The sequence below is a fragment of the Leptotrichia sp. oral taxon 417 genome (assembly GCF_013394865.1).
In the GTDB taxonomy this organism is placed as follows: domain Bacteria; phylum Fusobacteriota; class Fusobacteriia; order Fusobacteriales; family Leptotrichiaceae; genus Leptotrichia; species Leptotrichia wadei_A.
Map to the genome: position 1 here is coordinate 1,285,537 of NZ_JABXYV010000001.1, position 19,069 is coordinate 1,304,605.

Sequence of the window (19,069 nt, forward strand, 5' to 3'; positions counted from 1 at the left end):
TTCCCCTAATCATTATTTTTTATTATTTTTTTTGTAAATCTCTTAAATTCTTCAAATGCTTCATTGTCATCAAAACCTTCTAAATTAGCAATATCTCTTGCTATTTTTTCAATTTCACCTTGTATAACTGCAAATTCTTTTTCTTTCTTTCTAAAATTTTCCCTTTCTTGTTGTAATTCTATTTTTTTATTTTCTAATCCTTCTTCAGAAAAACTTATTTTCAATTCTTCAACTTCTTTTTTTAAATTTTCAACTTCATTATAAAGAAATTGATTTTCAGCTCCTTTTTCCTTAATTTTTCTTTTTCTAGACTCTAATTCTTCTTTTTGTTTATTATATTTTTCTATTTGTAAATTATAAGTTTTAATCTTTTTTATTTGAGTATCTTTTATCTTATCGAAATTACTTAAAAAAAACCTCAAATTAGTAATTAAAATTCCACTTATATCATAACCTTGATCAATATATTTCTTTTCATTGTTCTTCATATGATATATAATTTTTTTTACAATTTCTTCAGTTAATGGGAAAAATTGTACAAGATTTACAATTATATTTTCATATTTATTTTCTTCACTTATTTCAAAATTTTTCTCTATTTCTTTATAAAATGTTCCAATGTTTTCTTCCCTCAAAAAATATAATAGATTACCTATATTTTCTTCTGATTCAAATATTTCTTGTTTTGAATTTTCTTTTTTTAAAATTTCCACTAGATTTTCTAAATCTGGACTATTAGTCATCTTATTTTCCTCCTTATTATTATTTTCTTCATTATTTTTTGTTGACATTTATTCTTTTAGTACAAAAAATGAAAAGGTCCTTTTTTATGGTTTTTTACATACGATATTGCTTCATTTATGATTTCATTTACTTCTGTATTTTTTAAAATATAATCAAAATCTTCATTCTTTAAAGCTTTTTCTAGTTCTTTTATTCCATCTTCAATTTTAACTTTATACTCATAACTTTTATAACTTTTTTGCACATCTTGTAACTCTTCTAAGTATTCCATTAAACTTATTTTCTTTGATTTAAATTCATTTATTGATACATTTATTGATACATTATGACTACTGGGTAAAAAAATTTTTACATTTATTTTATGTTTTAAATTTTGAATTTTTATTTCACATTCAGATTTCATTTTTAAAAAATTTTGATATTTTTTATTTAATTCATCTTTATAGTTTGATACTTTTTTTTCATATTTTACAATTTCTTCATTTGAAGTTGTTTCTAACTCTTTTAATATTTGTACAATTTCAAAATATCCTTCTTTTAAAAATTTCTCAGCTATATTTTTATCAATATCATTTATCTCTTCATGAATTTTATCTTTCATTCTTTGTCCATTTTCAGTTATTTCTTTTTCTACTTTCAATTTTTTTCTTTTGTTTTCTATTTCTGTTTTCTCTTCAGCAATTCTTATTTTTAATTTTTTAACTTCTTCTTCTAAATTTCGATTTTCATTAAAAAGAATTTTATTTTCAATTATTTTACTTTCAAGTTCTTTTTTTTCAGATTCTAATTTTTCTTTCTTACTTCTATATTTTTTTATTTGTAAATTATATTCTTTAATAATTTCAATTTCCTCATTTTCTATAATATCAAAATTACTTAAAAAATATTTTAGTCCATCAATTAAAATTCTGTTTATATCGTAACTTTGTACTATATATCTTTTTTCATTTCTCTTCATATGATACATAATTTTTTTTACAATTTTTTCAGTTAATGGAAAAAGTTGAATAATATTTGTAATTATATTTTCATATTCAATGCTTTTTTCATTTGTTTTAAAACTTTTCTCTATTTCTTTATAAAACAACAAAACTTTATCGTCTCTTAAAAAATATAACAAATTATTTATATACTTTTTAGATTCAACTATTTCTTGCTTCGAATTCTTTTTTTTTAATACTTTTATTAAATCATCTAAATCTAAATTATTACTCATCCATTTTTTCCCTTATTTCTTTAATGATGTCTTATTATTTTCTTCCTTTGTTTGAGATGAATTATATAGAACACTCCTATTATTTTTTGTTATATCTTGTATCATTATACCTTCTTCTTCAAATTTATCTTTTAAATTTTTCCAAGTAGTTCCACAATTTCCTTTTCTACTTTCAGTATGATCTATATCTATTTTAATTTTACCTTCTTCATCAACATTCACTTCATCAAAATCAATTGTTTCATCTCCTACTTTAGCAACAACTCTAAACCCATTATTAATATCTCCATTTATTTTTCTTGCTTCCACTTGATAACCTAAATTTCTCATAACCTTTCTTATCCCAAATGTAACATCAATAGTTTTCATTTGTTGATCAAATTTTAACTTTGAATATGTTATCGCTTCATCTACAAGATTGTCTATTTCTTTCTCATTAGCTAAAATATAGTCAAATTCTTCGTTATTTAAAGCTAATTCTAATCGTTTCATTTTACTTTCGATTTTTTCTACATATTCACCTTTAACAAATTCTTTTAAATATGTAATTAATCCTATTTTTTCAGCTTTAGATTCACTTTTATAATAATCCATCGGTCTATACAATCTTTTTTCATCTATTTTATTTTTTAAATTTTGAATTTTTATTTCACACTCAGATTTTATTTTTAAAAATTCTTGATATTTTTCATTTAATTCTTCTTTATAGTTTGATATTTTTTTTTCATATTTTTCTACATTTTTTACAATTTCTTCATTTGAAGTTGTTTCTATTTCTTTTAATATTTGTACAATTTCAAAATATCCTTCTTTCAAAAATTTCTCAGCTATATTTTTATCAATATCATTTATCTCATTATTTATATACACTTTTACAGAATTAGCTTGATTTCTAATCTCTATTATATTTTTAGCTTTCTCATTAATTTTTTTTATTTCTTCATTTATTTGATTTTTAACTTTTTTTGCAGCTTGTAATTCACCTTTTAACAGTTCAATTTCTCCATTTGTTTTGTTTAAATTGTTTTCAAGTATATTTTTTTCATTAGAAATTTCTCTATAACTTTTTTCTACTTTTTCAGCATCCCTATATTCCTGATCACAATACCAGTCTTTACCTTTAATAGAATCAAATATTTTCTTAACTTCTTTATCGTTTTCTCGAACTTTTTTATCTAATTCTTCATTTTTATTTTTATATTCATTATAAACTGAAGTATAATTTTTTTTATTAATTATTTCAACATTTTTATATTTTCTAAGTACAATCTCTACTTCATTAGAAAGTTCTTTTTTTGCATCTACAGAAAATTCTGAAATACTCATATTTTCTACTACAAAGTACTCTCTTTCATATTCTACTGTTTTTCCTTTTAATATATTTAAGCCTTTTGTAATATTTTCATCAAATACATTTCTAGATTTATTTGCTCTATTTAATACACTACTTACTTCTGATGCTTTTCTTCCACTCATTTTTATACACTCTCCTATTTTACTAATTCTCTCAAAAGTTTTTCATAAAATCCTTTAGGAGGAATTCCAATCATAAATACTGTTTCTCCTTCTAATATATCAAATTGAATTTCTCTCTTTTTACTTTTTTTTAACTTTAACATAGCTTCTTGATATTTATTTGATAAAAAATGTATAGTTTGGTTACTACTTCCTCTCAATTCTTCTCCATTATCTAATTCCTCTACATATTCTCCATCAATAAGAATATCAATATATTTACAAAATTCATTACCATATTTTTTAATAAGTTCTTCTAGTTTATATCCCGTATATACCATCACATCTAAATTTGTATTTTCCTTAATCATTTTAATTAAATTAAATACATCATTAAACTGTAAAAATGGTTCCCCCCCGCTTAAAGTAATTCCTGTCAAATTTTTTTCATTTAGTATTATTTCATAAAGTTCTTTATTAGAATATTCTTTTCCACCTTCTAACAATCTTCCTTCTTGATTAACACAATGTTTACAGTTTTTTAAACATCCCTGATACCAAATTACAAACCTCTTGCCAGGACCTAATACATATACTTCTTCAGAAAAATTTTGAATTTTTGGCATTATTTTCGTCCTCTTACTATTGCTTTCATATTATATGATTTTGTTTTTACTCCTGGAACATAAAATTCTTCTACTGTTTTAAAACTAAAATCACTCGCTTTTAGTATATCCTGCATTATTGATTTGTCAAATTTATCTTGATTAGGATCTACTGTTATTAAGACATCTTCCTCTTGGCCTTCCTCTAAAATATTTTCTCTAAAATAATGATTTATTTCATCAATAAATTCTAATTCTTCTGTTGTTAAAGCTATTTTTTCATTCATTTTATTATCTTTAAATTCTTTGTATAAATCTCTTAAAAAATCTTCCCCATTCCCAAAAATTCCAACAAATTTTAAAAGTTTTTTATTTTCACTTTCAGAATTAATCTGACTATTAATTTTTGATAATGATGAACATTTTTCCATTTTTCTTACTAGTGGTTTAAATTTAAATAAATAATTTTCTATTGTATTTAATTTAGTTTCTGATTCATTTAATCTAATTTTTGTTGTCTCTAAATTACTACTTGTTGTAGCTAGTTCTGATTCTTTCAATTGTAATTGTTCTTTTGTGTTATCCAATTTTTTCTCTTTTGTCTCTAAATTACTTTTTGTTTCAGCTAGTTCTGATTCTTTTGACTTTAAATTATCTCTTACACCTTTTAATTCTAATTCTTTTGAGTGTAATTCTACTTCCTTTTTTTTCAATTTCTCTTCATATTCTTTTTGAGTTTTAAATTTAGATTCTATATCTCCTAGTCTACTATTCAAAGTTTCTAATTTTTCTTCCTGCTTAGATTCTATATCTCCTAGTCTGCTATTCAAAGTTTCTAATTTTTCTTCCTGCTTAGATTCTATATCTCCTAGTCTGCTATTCAAAGTTTCTAATTTTTCTTCCTGCTTAGATTCTATATCTCCTAGTCTGCTATTCAAAGTTTCTAATTTTTCTTCCTGCTTAGATTCTATATCTCCTAGTCTACTATTCAAAGTTTCTAATTTTTCTTCTTGCTTAGATTCTATATCTCCTAGTCTGCTATTCAAAGTTTCTAATTTTTCTTCCTGCTTAGATTCTATATCTCCTAGTCTACTATTCAAAGTTTCTAATTTTTCTTCTTGCTTAAATTCTATATCTCCTAGTCTACTATTCAAAGTTTCTAATTTTTCTTCTTGCTTAAATTCTATATCTCCTAGTCTACTATTCAAAGTTTCTAATTTTTCTTCTTGCTTAGATTCTATATCTCCTAGTCTACTATTCAAAGCTTCTAATTTTTCTTCTTGCTTAGATTCTATATCTCCTAGTCTACTATTCAAAGCTTCTAATCTATCTTCTTGGTTTGATTCTATTTTTTCTAATCTACTATTCAAAGCTTCTAATTTTTCTTCTTGGTTTGATTCTATTTTTTCTAATCTACTATCCAAAGCTTCTAATTTATTTTCAACTATTTTTTTTATTTCTTCTATTGTATCATTCCTTTTATTTTCTTGTTGAGTATCATTTTCAACTTTTCCAGTTTCTTCATAAAATTGCTCTCTATCTTTTTCAGTATCAGACATTCTACTTCTACTACGAATATTTTCATCTGTCTCTCCTACTATTTTTATACTTTCTTGTTGATCATTATTCTCATCTTCCCTATTATTATCTTGACATGCTGGTTGACAATTGCCATCTCTATAATCTTCGCTCATTTTATCTTTTCCTCCATTTTTTTCTAATATTTTATCTTTTCCCTTACCTAAACCACTACTGTTATCAAGTCCTTTTTCCATTTCTATTTTCTTCCTTTCACAATAGCTTTCATTGTATATGATTTTGTTTTTACTCCTGGAACATAAAAAGTTTCTACTGTTTTAAAATTAAAATCACTTGCTTTTAATATATCTTGCATTATTCCCTTATTAAATCTATCTTCACCTGGATTTACAATTATTAAAACATCTTCTGTCGCCAATAAATAATTTTTAAAATATTTATTTATTTCTTTAATAAATTCTAATTCTTCATTTGTCAATGGTTCTTTTTCAGTCACTTTAATTTGTTTAAGCTCTTTATATAAATCTCTTAAAAAATCTTCTCCATTTCCAAAAATTTCAACAAACTTTAAAAGGCCCTCTTTTTCATTTTCTGATTTAATTTTATTATTAAAAAATATCAATGAAGGACATTTTGACATTTTCTGTACCAACGGTTTATATCTATATAAAATTTCTTCCATCTTTGAGTATTCCTTCACTTGATTATTCAAATTTTCTATTTTTAAGTTCAATTCTTCTATATTTTTCTTAAAGATACTTTCTCTTTTGGCTATTTCTTGTTCCTTTTCATCTAGTATTTCTTTCTCTCTTTTATTCCAATTTTCCTTAAAATAATTTTCTAGTTTAACTTTTTCTTCTTTTTTTTTTAAATCTTCTCTTGAATTTTCCTGGACTGGTTGTTTTAAATTTTGAAATTTCAAAAAATTATTTTCATTTTTTTGTTTTTCAATTTCTCTTTCTAATCTTTCTATTTTTCTTTTTAATTCATTAATATCTTCACCAGTAAGAAATTTTATTATCTTATTAATAACATCAGACATTATTTTCACCTTCTAAATCTTCACTTAATTATTATTCTTTAAAACCACTCTTTTTATCTCAGATGTTTCTAAAATATCCTCTTCTTTATTTTCTTTAACAATATATTCTAATTCATCGTCTCTAAAAGCTCTTATGTATAAAAATTTACCATTTTCTTCTTCATCAAACTCTAACGGCATTTCAAATACATCATTTTTTTCTTCTTTAAAATCACTTGAAAAATATATTACAGCTTTTTCATTTTTAATTTTTGAGAAAAGTTTCCAATCATTTTCTTTATCTTGTCTTGAAATAATAACTCTTAATTCTCCATTTTTAGGAAGAAATTTATACACATTCCAAGCAAATACTTTATTTTTTATATTACTGTCATCTAATGTGAAAGTTTCTATATTTAATTGCCCATAAGCAACTGCTGTTTTTGGAGTAATTGCATATTTCTTTTCTTCTATTTTTTCAGAATATGGATTTGTTTCATCCACTAAATATATTTTGTTTTCAGGAAATTTTTGTTCAATAAGATCACTCAATATTTTATTTTTTACTGCATTTCCCGATTTAAATATATTTACTTTTTTTAATATATCTTCAAATGAATTTATTGACTTATCATTTTCTTTTATATTGTCAATATTATTTTCAAACGATGATCTTAAAGCATTAAAGAAATGATTAACATTTTCTTCAAGAACATTTCTCAATTTATCTAATATTACATCTTTATTTGTAGTTACATTTACTTCAACAGTCTCATTTCCAGTTATTGTATATAGTGATAATGAAAGTGTATCAGCAACTTCATCTTCTTTACCTTCAAATAGCAATCTAGAGATTGCTTCATTTACAATAATCAGATTTAATTTTGCAACAACTGAATTATTTAGTAAATTTTCTTGCATTCCATCTGTTATTTTTTCTTCTCTAAGTTTAGGAAATGGTATTTTATTTTCTTTAAAAGATTCAATATTAGTTTCATCTTGATATATCCAGTAAGACATTCTATTTATAAGTCTTTCTCCACCAATTTCTTCATTACCATCTACACCTAATATCTCAATAACAGCATCATCATCCTCATCTTCACTTTCTTTAAATATTCCAAATGAAAAATCAAGAGTTCCTCCACCAAAATCATATATTGCAAAATACTCTCTAGGATTTTTATCTAATTTTAAATAATTACCACAAATAGCTCCTACATATGCTACAGGTTCAGAATATTTCATATTTACACTAAATATTGGTCTTCTTTTTTCATCAACTGCATTTTGTAAAGAAATAGGCAATGATCTTTTTAATCCGTATTCAATAGATTTTTTTAATTTCTTTCTCAATTGTTCATTAAATTTTACAGGATAAGTAACTAAAAATTTAGTATAAATTTTTGAGTTGTTTGGATTGTTAATGGTTCTTCCTAATAGATAACTATAAAAAGCTATTGGATCAAAAGATTCATCATTTTGAAGTTCAAAATCATTTACTAACTTTATAACATCTTTCTCATTATTATCTTCTTTTAACAAAGAAACTAGTGTTAAAGTTGTTTCTTTTTCTAATTCATAAGGTATTAATTTTATTTGAGTTAATATAGAATTGAGTTCTTTTTTATTAGCATCTTTTATTAATTCTTTTACTGTATAACCAGAATCGTAATTTATTTTTTTCCCTTCATCATTATCTTCTTTATTTCCTCTATAAAATAATGGTAAATTTTTATTTTCATTTTTCCATTGTTTATATAAATCTCCCCATCTATAAATCATAATATTTGTAGGATTTTCATATTTATTATATCCTTCTTCTATCTCATTTTCTGATGACAATGTCATAAACTCTATTCTTCCACTATTAGAAATAGCTACACAAGTAGACGAAGTTCCAAAATCTATTGATACTCTATCAGTATTTTTTATAATTCCTTTATTTTTTTCCATTGCTAAATCAGTATTATGAAAAATTATTTGTATTGGAAAGCAAATAGTTAAACTTCCCTCATTCTCCTCTAATTTTAATTCTAGATTTCCTTTAAATTTTGCATATTGTTCTTTTTCTTTAAATTCCTTTATGAAAGAATTAGAATTTAATTCAATATCGAGTATTAACTTTCCTTCCTCAAAATATAAATTTTTGGAAATTGCTTCTATTTCTTCATCAAGAGAATCATTATCTTTTTGAAAAAATCTTAAAGAATTTTTTATTTTTAAATGTTTATATCTTTCTAAGTTACTAATTTCAATTTTTAACTTTCTAATTCCAAAATTTGCCCAAATTCCTTGTTCTTTATCTTCTAAAAAATTTTTACTTATACTTGACGTTCCAAGTAAATAATTTTCTGTATAATCAAAAAAATTTAATTCAGGAACTTCTTCGTCAATCTCTTCTATTTCCAAAGGTCTAATTATATCTAAAATTCGTTCTTTATCTTTTTGTGTTATTTTTTCTTTTATGTAATTTGATAAATTTTCATTATCATCATATGTCATTCCTTTTATTTTTTTTAAATCTTCATAATGTCTAATTGTATATTTTTTATCCTCATTTTCTAAATCAACTATCTCAACTTCATCATTAGAAAAAAATCTAAAGAAATTTATTGCTTCTTTATTCTTATATACGAATTCTACATTTTCTCCTTGTTCATTATGTTTTACTGTAATTTCATTATTCATTTTTTTCCTCCTATTTTTTTATTTAAAATCTTTTTTAATTTCTTTTTACTTGGTAACAAAAAATTTTCTTCAAGAAGTATTTTCTCAGTATCTTTTATATATTTATAAACAGTACTTTGAGAAACACCATATTCAAATGCTAAATTTTCCAGCGTACGATATTCACGACTATACAAAATTGTAATAATTAGTTTTTCAGTAGTACTTAATTTAGATCTTAAACTAATTTTTTTATTATCTAGAACTTTCAACATTTTTTCAAAGACTTCTTTTGAAACACCAAACAATCGTATATAATCTTTTTCTTTTAATTTTGACATATTTTTATTAATCATTTTTCATCACTTGCCTAAATTTTTTATTATTTCTTTCTTAAGATATCTAATTTCTCTTTTATTAGTTTCTAGACCTTCTAGAATTTTTTTTTCAAAATAATTCATTTCCGAGTTTTGATAAAAATTAAAAATCATAAAATCTAATTTTAGTATCCTTATTTCTTTTTCTGTAAATTTCATTTTTTTTATCTTCAGCAATATTTCTTCAATAAATTTTTCAATATCCATTTTATTTTCTTTATGAGCTTTCTTTATATATTTATCTAGATCACAAGAAGATATACATAATTGTCTACTTATTTTTTCAATTTGAAGTATATTTTTGGATGTTATACTGTAATAATTTGAAAGAAATAGTGTTAAAGTTTCTATATATTCTTTCTTAAATTCTATTTTCTTTAATCTAAAAGGATGAAGGTTTTTTTCTATTTCTATATTCAAATTTATATTTTTTAGTTCTTCGATATAATCCTGTAAATCTCTACTTACCAGTTCATCTTTTACATCAAGAAATGAATCAAAATTTTTTAACTCCTCTGATAAATTTTTATAAAATTTTTTATTTTCATATTTTTTTGTAATCCATTCATAATAATATTTTTGTTTTTTAAAAAATGAATTAAATCTATATGTATAATTATAATGTACTCTACTTTCGTATAATTTATTACTTTCTTCCATTTTTTTGTATGATAAATATATTATTTATATAAAATATCACACACTCCTTTCTTTATATTTATTATTACTGTAGACTTTTTACTTCTCTTAAGAAATCTTCAATTTTTTTCAAAAAAAGTTTGTCTTTAACCCTTACAGTTAAAATAAGTTTTTAAATTTTATATGAAAATTTCTATACTAAATACTTTGATTTTAAGTCTTATGTTACTATTATACCCCATTATTTACTTTTATACAATATTTTTAAATAAATCCAATAACTATACATTAAATCAAAAAAAACGTATTAAATAGTATATTGATTAGAACAAAAAAATATTATCAAGCTATTATATTTAACACTATTTTCTATTTAAAAATTAAAAATTAAATTCAGGTTTAATCTACTAAAAAGATTTATAATATCTAAATAATGTACGGTAAAATAACAATATTTGAAGGGTTACACAAAAATTTTTACACACCTTATATTATATTTTGAGTTTACACAAAATTCTGTACACTCTCTTTTATATAACTTCATTTCATTATTATACGCCTGATAAACTTTTATCGTCTTTTCATCAAATACTGCGTAAATATTTCTTTCCTCTTCTTTTTTCATAATTAATCCTTTCATTCAACATCCTTATTTGTGAAATCACATCTATTTAATTGCTCCATTGCATGTTTTCTTATCATTTCTTCATCACTTTGCAACAATAGTTCCAATTTTTCTTTTGCCTTAGGAGTGTTTATATCTCCTAAAGCAAAACAGCATTTTCTCACTAATGCAAAATTATCATCCCAACGGTATTTTTCAAAATTTGAAATTGCTAATTCATAAATGCAATCTATCGTAGAAGGTAATTCTAGTTGCTGGAGATAAAATACTATGTCTTCATGTTTTCCATGCCATTTTTCTTTAGTCAATTTACATAAAATGTCAACAAATCTTTCACTATATAATTCAAACATATATATTGCTAAAATCAGAGTATTCATACTTTTTCCATTTTTTTCATAACATGCTTTTTCCAACTCTGTTTTTATATACTCTATTCTTTCATCATCATTTTTTAAAAATTCCTTTTGTAATTGTTGAAAGCTTATTTCTTTTCTATATTTTTTCAACATTAATTTTTTCAATTCTTCAAGACTATTTTTCTCCATTTTTTATTATTTCCTTGTATAATATAGTTACATTATACAAGCTCCTTTCTTTAAATTTTTTATATTGATTATATATTTTTTTATTTATATAATATACTTAATTAGATAGAGTGACATCGGTTTTTCCTTGTTGTTTTAACTTCGTTAGAAAGAGTGATGCCTCTTCTGATAAAGTGTTTACGGATTAGTTAGATGTTGACGCTTCCTGTGTACTTCGCATTTTGAACAAGGTAGTGACTTTTATCAGCTCTTGAGGACTTCTATCTAAAATATATTAACGGAAAGTATGTTTTTTATGTTTTTCCTAGGCATTGATATTGCTAAGCATAATCATGTTGCGTCATTAATTGATGATAACGGCAACTCTATTTTTAAAGCCTGTTCTTTTTCTAATTCCAGCAATGGGGCTGATTCCTTAATTGACAAATTAAAAAAATATTCTACAGATGATATCATCATCGGTATGGAAGCTACTGGACATTACTGGCTAGCCCTATACTCATACCTTTCAGAAAAAGATTTCAATATTATTGTTATAAATCCCATTCAAACTGATGCCTGGCATCATGCAACTGAGATCAGAAAACGTAAGACAGATAGCAGCGACTCTGTCCTGATTGCTGACTTTATCCGCTTTGGAAACTTTCAAACTTCTTCCATTGCCGATGAAAAATATTTAAATTTTCGTAATATGACTAGATTTAGACATTCTTTAATCAAGCAAATTGGTGATCTGAAAAGAAAAATTATTGCCAACCTGGATCTAGTTTTTCCTGAATATTCATCATATTTTAGTGATATTTTTGGACAAACTTCCAAAGAAATATTGCTTAACTTCAATACTGCTGAAGATTTTAAAAATCTTAAGACAAGAGATTTTGAAAAAGTTTTAAGGAATATTACCTTAAAAAAATCTGCAACTATTAAATTAAACAGTCTTAAACAAATGTCCCAATCTTCTTTTGGAGTTAAATTTGCCCTTAGTTCCTATTCTATACAGATTAAATGCTTAATTGAACAGATTAAGGTAATCGAAGATCAGGCAAAACTCATTGAGAATGAAATAGAATCAATTGTAAAAGACCTGAATACACCAATTTTTACAATACCTGGCATAGGCTATGTGACAGGAGCTGTCATACTCGCTGAATTAGGCGACATCAACAAATTTTCCAGCGATAAGAAGATAGTCGCATATGCTGGTTTAGATGCAACTGTTAATCAGTCAGGACAATCTGACGGACAGCATGGACATTTAAGCAAACGTGGCTCAACACACCTAAGAAAAGCCTTGTTTCAAGCTGCTTTTGTTGCAAGTACGAATGACACCATCTTTAAAGATTTTTATGACAAAAAACGCAAGGAAGGAAAGCATCATTTAGTAGCTGTAAATGCAGTTGCCCGTAAAATGTGCCATGTTATTTATGCAGTACTAAAAAAGAATGAACCTTATGTAGAACAAAAATAGAATAAATTGAAAATACATTAACCTAACTGACAGGTATTTTTGTTGTGCATAAATTTTTCAATAAATTTTATCTAAAAACTTTAAAATTTATGCTTGACTTTTTATAGTTAGTCTTTCTTAATTTGAAATATTTTATTTGGATTAAGTATATTTCTTTATTATTTTGGTAAATTTCAAAACTTTCTCTATGGTTTCGTTGTATTGACAATGTATTGTTATTTTTGTTCATATTTGGTAATATGTCTTAACGCAAAATAACAATTTCTCATTAAAAACTTTCTATCCAAGTTTCAAAAAATTCTTCTTGTTCCTTAACACTGCCAATTTTTAATTCACTATCGTAATCAAAAATATCTACTACATCAGATAAAGTTGCTTGTTTTCCCATTTGTAATTTATACGCCTTTGTCCCTCCAAATTCTTTTTGCATTCCAGAAGGATAAACATTAATAACCGAAGCATTACAAAGTAAATAAATGTTTTTTAATTCTAATTTTTTTCGTAATTCTACAACAGAATCAAATATATTATCACTTTTTGAAAAATATACCATATTTTCAATTTCTATTTTCAAATTAATTTCATCTTCAATTTCTAATAAAAATAGTTTACTTTTTTCTATTTTTCCATTGTTTAAAATTTCAATATTTTGTATTTCTATATTACTTTCTTCTTTTTTCCAAAAATTTTCCATTATAATCACCCTTTATTCTAAAAGTTTTTCAGCTCATCATAAATAATTTCTATTTTTACTCTAATATTTTAACATAAAATTATTATAAATTTCTATAATATATAGAATTTTTCAATATTTAAATTTAAATAAAAAAACTGTACTTTCTATTATTCAAAAACCAAGTACAGTTCAAATTTATTATTTTTATAAGTTAATCTTTATCACAATCATCATTATCCTTATCTTGATGTTCTTCATACTCGTCATATTCATCATATTCATTAACTTCACTAGGATCTTCACCATGATAATCTTTTTTGTTAAAATCATTTTTTAATTTTTTATATTTATCCATCCAAGACATTCAAATCACTTCTTTCATATTTAAAATATTTTACAATATTCCTTGATATTTTATACCATTTCCCCAATAAATATTATTTACCATAACAGTTTCTTCAGGTAAATTTACACCTTTTAAAGCCCATTTTTTAAATTCTTCAAATCCAGTTCTGTCAACAATATAACCGATATGCTCTTTTGGAAGGCTTCTATCAATATATTTGTCAACGTATTCATAAGTATTTTTCATAATTTTTATAATTGATTCTTCATCTGCCCAAAATAGCCAATCTTCAGCAAGTCTTGGATTTTGTTTTCCACTTCTTCCCATTATTGCAAGTTTATAATATTTTTTAGGTGATCTTGTCCATGCACCTGTTGGACAGTTTAAAACACATTCACCACAGCCAATACATCTTTGATGATCTCTCACAGGTTTATAATTTTTATATGAAATTGCTCCTGTTGATACTTTTTTACATTTTCTTTCACACATTCCACACGAAACACATCTTGATTCGTCTAGTTCAGGTTTTGCCATTCCGATTATTCCAAAATCGTGCATTCTCACTTTTTGACAGTCGTTTGGACAACCAGTTAGAGCTACTTTAAAGTGAAAATCATTTGGGAAAATTACTTTTTCTATTTTTTTTGCAAGTTCAGTTGTATTGTAGGCCCCTTTTGGACAAACTTTGTTTCCAATACAAGCTGCCACATTTCTTGTCCCTGCAGCCGCATATCCCTTATCTTTATCCTTGTAATTAATATCCAATTTTTCCATAATTGGCTGAACCATTTTGTTGACTTTTTCAATGTCCTTCCAATTGATTCCCAAAACTTCAAATCCTTGACGAGTTGTAATATGCACATTTCCATCTCCGTAAGTATTTGCTATGTCTGCAACTAAGCCCATTATTTCCGCTGTAACTGCTCCACCTGGAACTCTTACACGAAGTGCAGTTTTTGATCTGTCTTTTGTCACTCTATATGCATTTTTTGTAACAACTTTTCTATTTAAATCAATACTCATTTTATTGCCTTCTTTCTTAAATTCAAATTTCTAAAAATTTTTTTAATCCAACAATTTTTGTGCCTTATCATACTTAAATACAGGTCCTTCTAAGCAGATGTATGTCTCATCAATTTTACAATGCCCGCATTTCCCAACTGCACACGACATTTTTCTCTCAAATGAAACCCATATTTTTTCAACTGGCACATTTAATTTCAAAATTTCAAGACAAGCAAAATGCATCATTATTGGCGGTCCCACTACGATAAATTCAGTTTCATCCATATTTTCAATTTTCAAATCTGGGATATATTTAGTCACCATTCCTTCGTGAAACTCATTTTCCGTTTTTCCTAAATTTCTTGCACTTTCAGCATTGTCCAAAGTGACTAAAATTTCAATATTTTTTCTCCAACGTGAAAATTCTTTTTCAAAAATAACACTTTCATAATTTTTATAACCTACAATTATTTTAAAAGACTTCATTTTTTCAGGATGTTTTGTAAAATATTCAATAATCGGACGAACTGGTGCAATTCCACTTCCTCCAACGACCATTACAATATGTTTATTTTTATATTCCTCAATTGGAAATCCATTTCCATAAGGACCTCTTAAAAAAATTCTATCTCCTGCCTTTAATTCAAAAATCTTATCTGTAACCTTCCCAACTTTTCTAATCAAAAAATCAAGATAACCTTCCTTTAAATCAAAATTTGCAACAGAAATAGGAGATTCTCCAACTCCTGGCAGCGAAACTTGCATAAATTGCCCAGCATTTACTTTTCCATTTTTATATTCTACACGAAATAGCCATTCCAGCTCTGTAACTTTTTCAATGAATAAAAGTTTGTGAACAGTTGGCAAGTATACATTCATATCTATTATATCCTGTTCATCCATATTTATTGTATTTAATGTATTAGTATTCATTCTGATTTTTCACCTCTTTTTTCAGCTGAAATTCTTTTTAATTCCGCACTTAGTTTATTTATACAATTTGAAAATGAAATATATTCAGGACAAGCATCATCACATCGTCCACATCCAGTACACATCTGATAACCAAATCTCTTTTTAAAGTCAGAAATTTTATGCATGACTTTAAATCTCATTCTATCTCCATGTCTTTGTCTAAACGAATGTCCACCAGCCATATCAGTAAACCCATTTACATGGCACGAAGCCCACACTCTTCTTCGCTCTCCATTATTGTCATTTTCACTGTAAAACACATCTTGCGTTGTCGTACAAGTACAAGTTGGACAAACGAAATTACATTTTCCACAAGCTATGCAACGGCTGTCATATTCACGCCATAAATCTAAATTTATAATATCGGAAAGTTCAATGTTATCTGGAATATCTACGTGAATTTCATTATCTTTCACAAATTCCATTTCAAATTCTACATTTTCATTTATTTTACTATTTTCTTTATTTTCAGAAATAACTTCATCAAAATATGCCTTTAATTCATCATCTCTTATATCGGCAAATATTTTATCATCTGTAACTTTTATCCCAATATTATATTCATCAGTCTTATTAGTCTTCATATCCACACAAAAACAGTTTTCAAACGAATTTGGACATCCAAATACTACAAATTTTACTTTATCCCTTACTTTTTTATAGTAAATATCCAAAAATTTGTTGTTTAAATAAACTTCATCAACTCTTTTTACAGAATGTAAATCACAACTTCTAAGAAAAATAAGATACTTTTCATCCTGCTCTTTAGGCATTGTACATCCATCTTCTGTAAAGTAAAACATTGTCTGTGTTATTGGCAGCATTACTTCCTTTGCTGAAAAATGAGATTTTTTATCAAAACATATTTCTTCAATCTTATCAATTTCAGAATATCTAATTACAGAAGTATCTGAAAATGTCCCACGAAATGGTATTTCAATTGGGGCATATATTTTATACTCCCTCTTCAGCTTTTCAAGTGCTGAATTAAAATTTTCACGATTTAAGCTAATTTTCATTACTCCTCCTAAATTTTTCATAAACAAAGGATTAAGCCCCTTGTTATATTCTCTCCAATTATTTCAATTTTTTATTCTTATTTTTTTATTTCTTTTTTTCCCAAATAATAACAGGCATACCCAATAAAGCCTCCACCAACAATATTTCCCAAAGTTACAAACAGCAAGTTATAGAAATATCCATTCAAAGTAATTCCTTTATACATGATTCCCATCATTAAAAGCGTCATATTAGCAACACTATGCTCAAATCCAGCAGTGATAAATGCAAAAAGACACCAAAAAACCATTATTAGCCTAGCAGTTTCTTCCTTTAACTTTATTCCAGCCAAAACAGCAAGACATACTAAAATATTACATAAAATTCCTTTAAAAAACAATTCTTGCGGCAGAGCTGCAACTTTAGCTTTTGAAACAATCTACAACAGGCTTTGAAGCAGAATTTGAAAACACATATATAATGGCAAGTACAACTGATCCAACAACATTTCCAATATAAGCCGCTATCCACATAAAAATCATATCTTTAAAAGTTATTGCCTTATTTAACATTCCTGTAACTCCAACCATATTATTTCCTGTAAAAAGCTCCGTTCCAAACACAACTACAAGACTAAGTGCTATCCCAAAACTGACTCCCATAAGAATTTTATTAGTTGGCAATCCGCTACTAACTCCTCCAACCGTAAATGTCAACAAAATCCCCAATCCAATAAACATCCCTGCCATAAATGCCGATAAAAAATATTTTCCCTTAGAATTTTTTAGTAACTGAACCTTACTTTCCGCAGCATTTGACACTTGTTCCAAAGTTTGATTATTTCTCATTTTTTATATCGTGATAAGATAACTTACCACATCTCCTTTCTAATTTTTTTTGTCTTTATAAAAGTTTCTTTTTTAAATCAAATTTATTTGTGAAAAAATTCATAATTTGTTTTCATTAAATTATTACATAATTATAATAAAAAGTCCACAAAAAAAATATTTTTTTTATATTTGTATTTAGAATATTTTGATTTTCTAATTATTGATTCGTATAAATAAAAATAAAATCGCTGCCTTTTACAACAACGATCAAATAATTTAAATTTATGCTAAACCTATTAAGACTTTTTACTATCTAAAATTTTACATTTCTTTTAACAATTTTCTTAATGTTTCAGAATTTGCATTTGTCTCATTAATTGCTCTTTTCCAAGCCTTGCTGCCACGTACATTATGAAACAATCCATGAGTGTGCATTAAAAATAAATGTGGACGAAGATTCTTCCTTTCCATATTTTCAACATAGTGAATCATCTTTTCGATAATTTCTTTACGTGTAATATTTATTTTCTCTTCACTTCCATAATATTTTTCAAATTCAGTCAAAATCATAGGATTGTCATAAATTTCACGACCTAGCATTACAGAATCCACGTGTTTTAGATGCTCATCAATTTCCTCAACTGTTTTTATTCCACCATTAATTTCTATATGCAAATTAGGATTTTCTTTTTTCACACGATAAACTTCATCATATCTAAGTGGCGGTATGCTTCTGTTTTGTTTTGGATCAAGTCCAGCCAATATCGCTATTCGTGCATGAATAATATATTTATTTACTCCAGCTTTTTCAGTAATATGAATAAAATTCATCATATCTTCATATTTGTCAAGCAATGTTCGTTCAAAAATATCAGGTAATATATTTTTTCCATCAATTCCAATTCTATGCTTTATAGAAATTGGCTTATTTGTTGCATCTTTCATTGCTTTTACAATATTTGCAACTTCTTCTGGAAATGCCATAAGATAAGCACCCATCATATTTCCCGAAACTCTATCTGATGGACATCCAACATTCAGATTAATTTCATCATAAGCATATCTTTCAGCAATTTTTACAGCCTGATAAGCCTCTTTTGGATTAGTTGCCGCAATTTGCAGCACAATTGGATGTTCCACTTCATCAAATCCCAAAATGTAGTCCAAATCTCCATTAAGAATTGCCTGTGCCGTTATCATTTCTGTATACAATAAAACATCTTTGTTTATCATTCTCACAAAATTTCTAAAATTTCTATCTGTCCTGTCAACCATCGGAGCTATACTTATCTTATTTTTCACTGCATTTCCTTTCGTATTTGATTTTC

20 protein-coding genes are annotated in these 19,069 nt (G+C 25.5%); 1 reads left to right on the forward strand and 19 read right to left on the reverse strand.

What is annotated here, in order from left to right; all coding sequences use genetic code 11:
- Positions 1-5: 5 nt before the first annotated feature.
- The 11 genes from HW276_RS06080 to HW276_RS06130 form a co-directional block, all read right to left on the reverse strand.
- Entirely contained in the window at positions 6-743 is a 738-nt protein-coding gene (locus HW276_RS06080) for a hypothetical protein (RefSeq protein ID WP_178937801.1), read from the reverse strand.
- Between the two features lie 56 nt (positions 744-799).
- Positions 800-1,960 carry a hypothetical protein gene (locus tag HW276_RS06085; RefSeq protein ID WP_178937802.1) on the reverse strand — a complete coding sequence of 387 codons (1,161 nt, stop codon included), beginning with the start codon at positions 1,958-1,960 and terminating at the stop codon, positions 800-802.
- Positions 1,961-1,972: 12 nt separating this feature from the next.
- Positions 1,973-3,436 (reverse strand): hypothetical protein, encoded by a 1,464-nt coding sequence (locus tag HW276_RS06090; protein WP_178937803.1) that lies wholly within the window; start codon positions 3,434-3,436, stop codon positions 1,973-1,975.
- Positions 3,437-3,450: 14 nt separating this feature from the next.
- The gene (locus HW276_RS06095) at positions 3,451-4,041 is read right to left on the reverse strand and encodes a 4Fe-4S single cluster domain-containing protein (protein ID WP_178937804.1); all 591 of its coding nucleotides are present in this window, start codon (positions 4,039-4,041) and stop codon (positions 3,451-3,453) included.
- Complete coding sequence (locus HW276_RS06100) at positions 4,041-5,795, reverse strand: hypothetical protein (protein ID WP_178937805.1); 1,755 nt, start codon at positions 5,793-5,795, stop codon at positions 4,041-4,043. Before HW276_RS06100 ends, HW276_RS06095 begins: the two co-directional genes overlap by 1 nt.
- A gap of 2 nt (positions 5,796-5,797) precedes the next feature.
- Positions 5,798-6,601: a hypothetical protein gene (locus HW276_RS06105; RefSeq protein WP_178937806.1), complete on the reverse strand. Its 804-nt coding sequence runs from the start codon at positions 6,599-6,601 to the stop codon at positions 5,798-5,800.
- A gap of 24 nt (positions 6,602-6,625) precedes the next feature.
- Positions 6,626-9,271 carry a hypothetical protein gene (locus HW276_RS06110; protein ID WP_178937807.1) on the reverse strand — a complete coding sequence of 882 codons (2,646 nt, stop codon included), beginning with the start codon at positions 9,269-9,271 and terminating at the stop codon, positions 6,626-6,628.
- Positions 9,268-9,606 carry a transposase family protein gene (locus HW276_RS06115; protein WP_178937808.1) on the reverse strand — a complete coding sequence of 113 codons (339 nt, stop codon included), beginning with the start codon at positions 9,604-9,606 and terminating at the stop codon, positions 9,268-9,270. The genes HW276_RS06110 and HW276_RS06115 overlap by 4 nt, the downstream gene beginning before the upstream one ends.
- A 6-nt stretch (positions 9,607-9,612) precedes the next feature.
- On the reverse strand, positions 9,613-10,287 hold the full coding sequence (locus HW276_RS06120; RefSeq protein ID WP_178937809.1) for a hypothetical protein: 675 nt from the start codon (positions 10,285-10,287) through the stop codon (positions 9,613-9,615).
- 442 nt (positions 10,288-10,729) lie between these two features.
- The gene (locus HW276_RS11805; protein ID WP_255460365.1) at positions 10,730-10,906 is read right to left on the reverse strand and encodes a hypothetical protein; all 177 of its coding nucleotides are present in this window, start codon (positions 10,904-10,906) and stop codon (positions 10,730-10,732) included.
- Complete coding sequence (locus HW276_RS06130; protein WP_178937810.1) at positions 10,903-11,439, reverse strand: HEAT repeat domain-containing protein; 537 nt, start codon at positions 11,437-11,439, stop codon at positions 10,903-10,905. Before HW276_RS06130 ends, HW276_RS11805 begins: the two co-directional genes overlap by 4 nt.
- Before the next feature lie 286 nt (positions 11,440-11,725).
- Here HW276_RS06130 and HW276_RS06135 point away from each other — a divergent pair, with 286 nt between their 5' ends.
- Entirely contained in the window at positions 11,726-12,907 is a 1,182-nt protein-coding gene (locus HW276_RS06135) for an IS110 family transposase (protein WP_255460366.1), read from the forward strand.
- Positions 12,908-13,175: 268 nt separating this feature from the next.
- Here the strand turns inward: HW276_RS06135 and HW276_RS06140 are convergent, their stop codons facing one another.
- The 8 genes from HW276_RS06140 to dusA all read right to left on the reverse strand — a co-directional run bounded on the left by HW276_RS06140 (position 13,176) and on the right by dusA (position 19,043).
- On the reverse strand, positions 13,176-13,601 hold the full coding sequence (locus tag HW276_RS06140; protein ID WP_178937811.1) for a hypothetical protein: 426 nt from the start codon (positions 13,599-13,601) through the stop codon (positions 13,176-13,178).
- A 193-nt stretch (positions 13,602-13,794) separates the two neighbouring features.
- Positions 13,795-13,938: a hypothetical protein gene (locus tag HW276_RS06145; protein ID WP_169458045.1), complete on the reverse strand. Its 144-nt coding sequence runs from the start codon at positions 13,936-13,938 to the stop codon at positions 13,795-13,797.
- Positions 13,939-13,977: 39 nt separating this feature from the next.
- On the reverse strand, positions 13,978-14,955 hold the full coding sequence (gene asrC, locus HW276_RS06150) for a sulfite reductase subunit C (RefSeq protein WP_178937812.1): 978 nt from the start codon (positions 14,953-14,955) through the stop codon (positions 13,978-13,980).
- Between the two features lie 42 nt (positions 14,956-14,997).
- Complete coding sequence (gene asrB / locus HW276_RS06155; RefSeq protein ID WP_178937813.1) at positions 14,998-15,870, reverse strand: anaerobic sulfite reductase subunit AsrB; 873 nt, start codon at positions 15,868-15,870, stop codon at positions 14,998-15,000.
- Positions 15,867-16,931, reverse strand: a complete 1,065-nt coding sequence (gene asrA / locus HW276_RS06160; protein WP_178937814.1) for an anaerobic sulfite reductase subunit AsrA — start codon at positions 16,929-16,931, stop codon at positions 15,867-15,869. Before asrA ends, asrB begins: the two co-directional genes overlap by 4 nt.
- Positions 16,932-17,008: 77 nt before the next feature.
- Positions 17,009-17,311 (reverse strand): formate/nitrite transporter family protein, encoded by a 303-nt coding sequence (locus tag HW276_RS11810; RefSeq protein WP_255460367.1) that lies wholly within the window; start codon positions 17,309-17,311, stop codon positions 17,009-17,011.
- Between the two features lie 22 nt (positions 17,312-17,333).
- Entirely contained in the window at positions 17,334-17,759 is a 426-nt protein-coding gene (locus HW276_RS11815) for a formate/nitrite transporter family protein (protein WP_255460369.1), read from the reverse strand.
- A 303-nt stretch (positions 17,760-18,062) separates the two neighbouring features.
- The gene (dusA, locus tag HW276_RS06170; RefSeq protein WP_370464629.1) at positions 18,063-19,043 is read right to left on the reverse strand and encodes a tRNA dihydrouridine(20/20a) synthase DusA; all 981 of its coding nucleotides are present in this window, start codon (positions 19,041-19,043) and stop codon (positions 18,063-18,065) included.
- Between the last annotated feature and the right edge of the window lie 26 nt (positions 19,044-19,069).

Coding starts and splice junctions, on each gene's coding strand:
- HW276_RS06080 (WP_178937801.1), bottom strand. CDS start 743: ATGACTAATAGTCCAGATTTAGAAAATCTAGTGGAAATTTTAAAAAAA.
- HW276_RS06085 (WP_178937802.1), bottom strand. CDS start 1,960: ATGAGTAATAATTTAGATTTAGATGATTTAATAAAAGTATTAAAAAAA.
- HW276_RS06090 (WP_178937803.1), bottom strand. CDS start 3,436: ATGAGTGGAAGAAAAGCATCAGAAGTAAGTAGTGTATTAAATAGAGCA.
- HW276_RS06095 (WP_178937804.1), bottom strand. CDS start 4,041: ATGCCAAAAATTCAAAATTTTTCTGAAGAAGTATATGTATTAGGTCCT.
- HW276_RS06100 (WP_178937805.1), bottom strand. CDS start 5,795: ATGGAAAAAGGACTTGATAACAGTAGTGGTTTAGGTAAGGGAAAAGAT.
- HW276_RS06105 (WP_178937806.1), bottom strand. CDS start 6,601: ATGTCTGATGTTATTAATAAGATAATAAAATTTCTTACTGGTGAAGAT.
- HW276_RS06110 (WP_178937807.1), bottom strand. CDS start 9,271: ATGAATAATGAAATTACAGTAAAACATAATGAACAAGGAGAAAATGTA.
- HW276_RS06115 (WP_178937808.1), bottom strand. CDS start 9,606: ATGATTAATAAAAATATGTCAAAATTAAAAGAAAAAGATTATATACGA.
- HW276_RS06120 (WP_178937809.1), bottom strand. CDS start 10,287: ATGGAAGAAAGTAATAAATTATACGAAAGTAGAGTACATTATAATTAT.
- HW276_RS11805 (WP_255460365.1), bottom strand. CDS start 10,906: ATGAAAGGATTAATTATGAAAAAAGAAGAGGAAAGAAATATTTACGCA.
- HW276_RS06130 (WP_178937810.1), bottom strand. CDS start 11,439: ATGGAGAAAAATAGTCTTGAAGAATTGAAAAAATTAATGTTGAAAAAA.
- HW276_RS06135 (WP_255460366.1), top strand. CDS start 11,726: ATGTTTTTTATGTTTTTCCTAGGCATTGATATTGCTAAGCATAATCAT.
- HW276_RS06140 (WP_178937811.1), bottom strand. CDS start 13,601: ATGGAAAATTTTTGGAAAAAAGAAGAAAGTAATATAGAAATACAAAAT.
- HW276_RS06145 (WP_169458045.1), bottom strand. CDS start 13,938: ATGGATAAATATAAAAAATTAAAAAATGATTTTAACAAAAAAGATTAT.
- asrC (WP_178937812.1), bottom strand. CDS start 14,955: ATGAGTATTGATTTAAATAGAAAAGTTGTTACAAAAAATGCATATAGA.
- asrB (WP_178937813.1), bottom strand. CDS start 15,870: ATGAATACTAATACATTAAATACAATAAATATGGATGAACAGGATATA.
- asrA (WP_178937814.1), bottom strand. CDS start 16,931: ATGAAAATTAGCTTAAATCGTGAAAATTTTAATTCAGCACTTGAAAAG.
- HW276_RS11815 (WP_255460369.1), bottom strand. CDS start 17,759: ATGAGAAATAATCAAACTTTGGAACAAGTGTCAAATGCTGCGGAAAGT.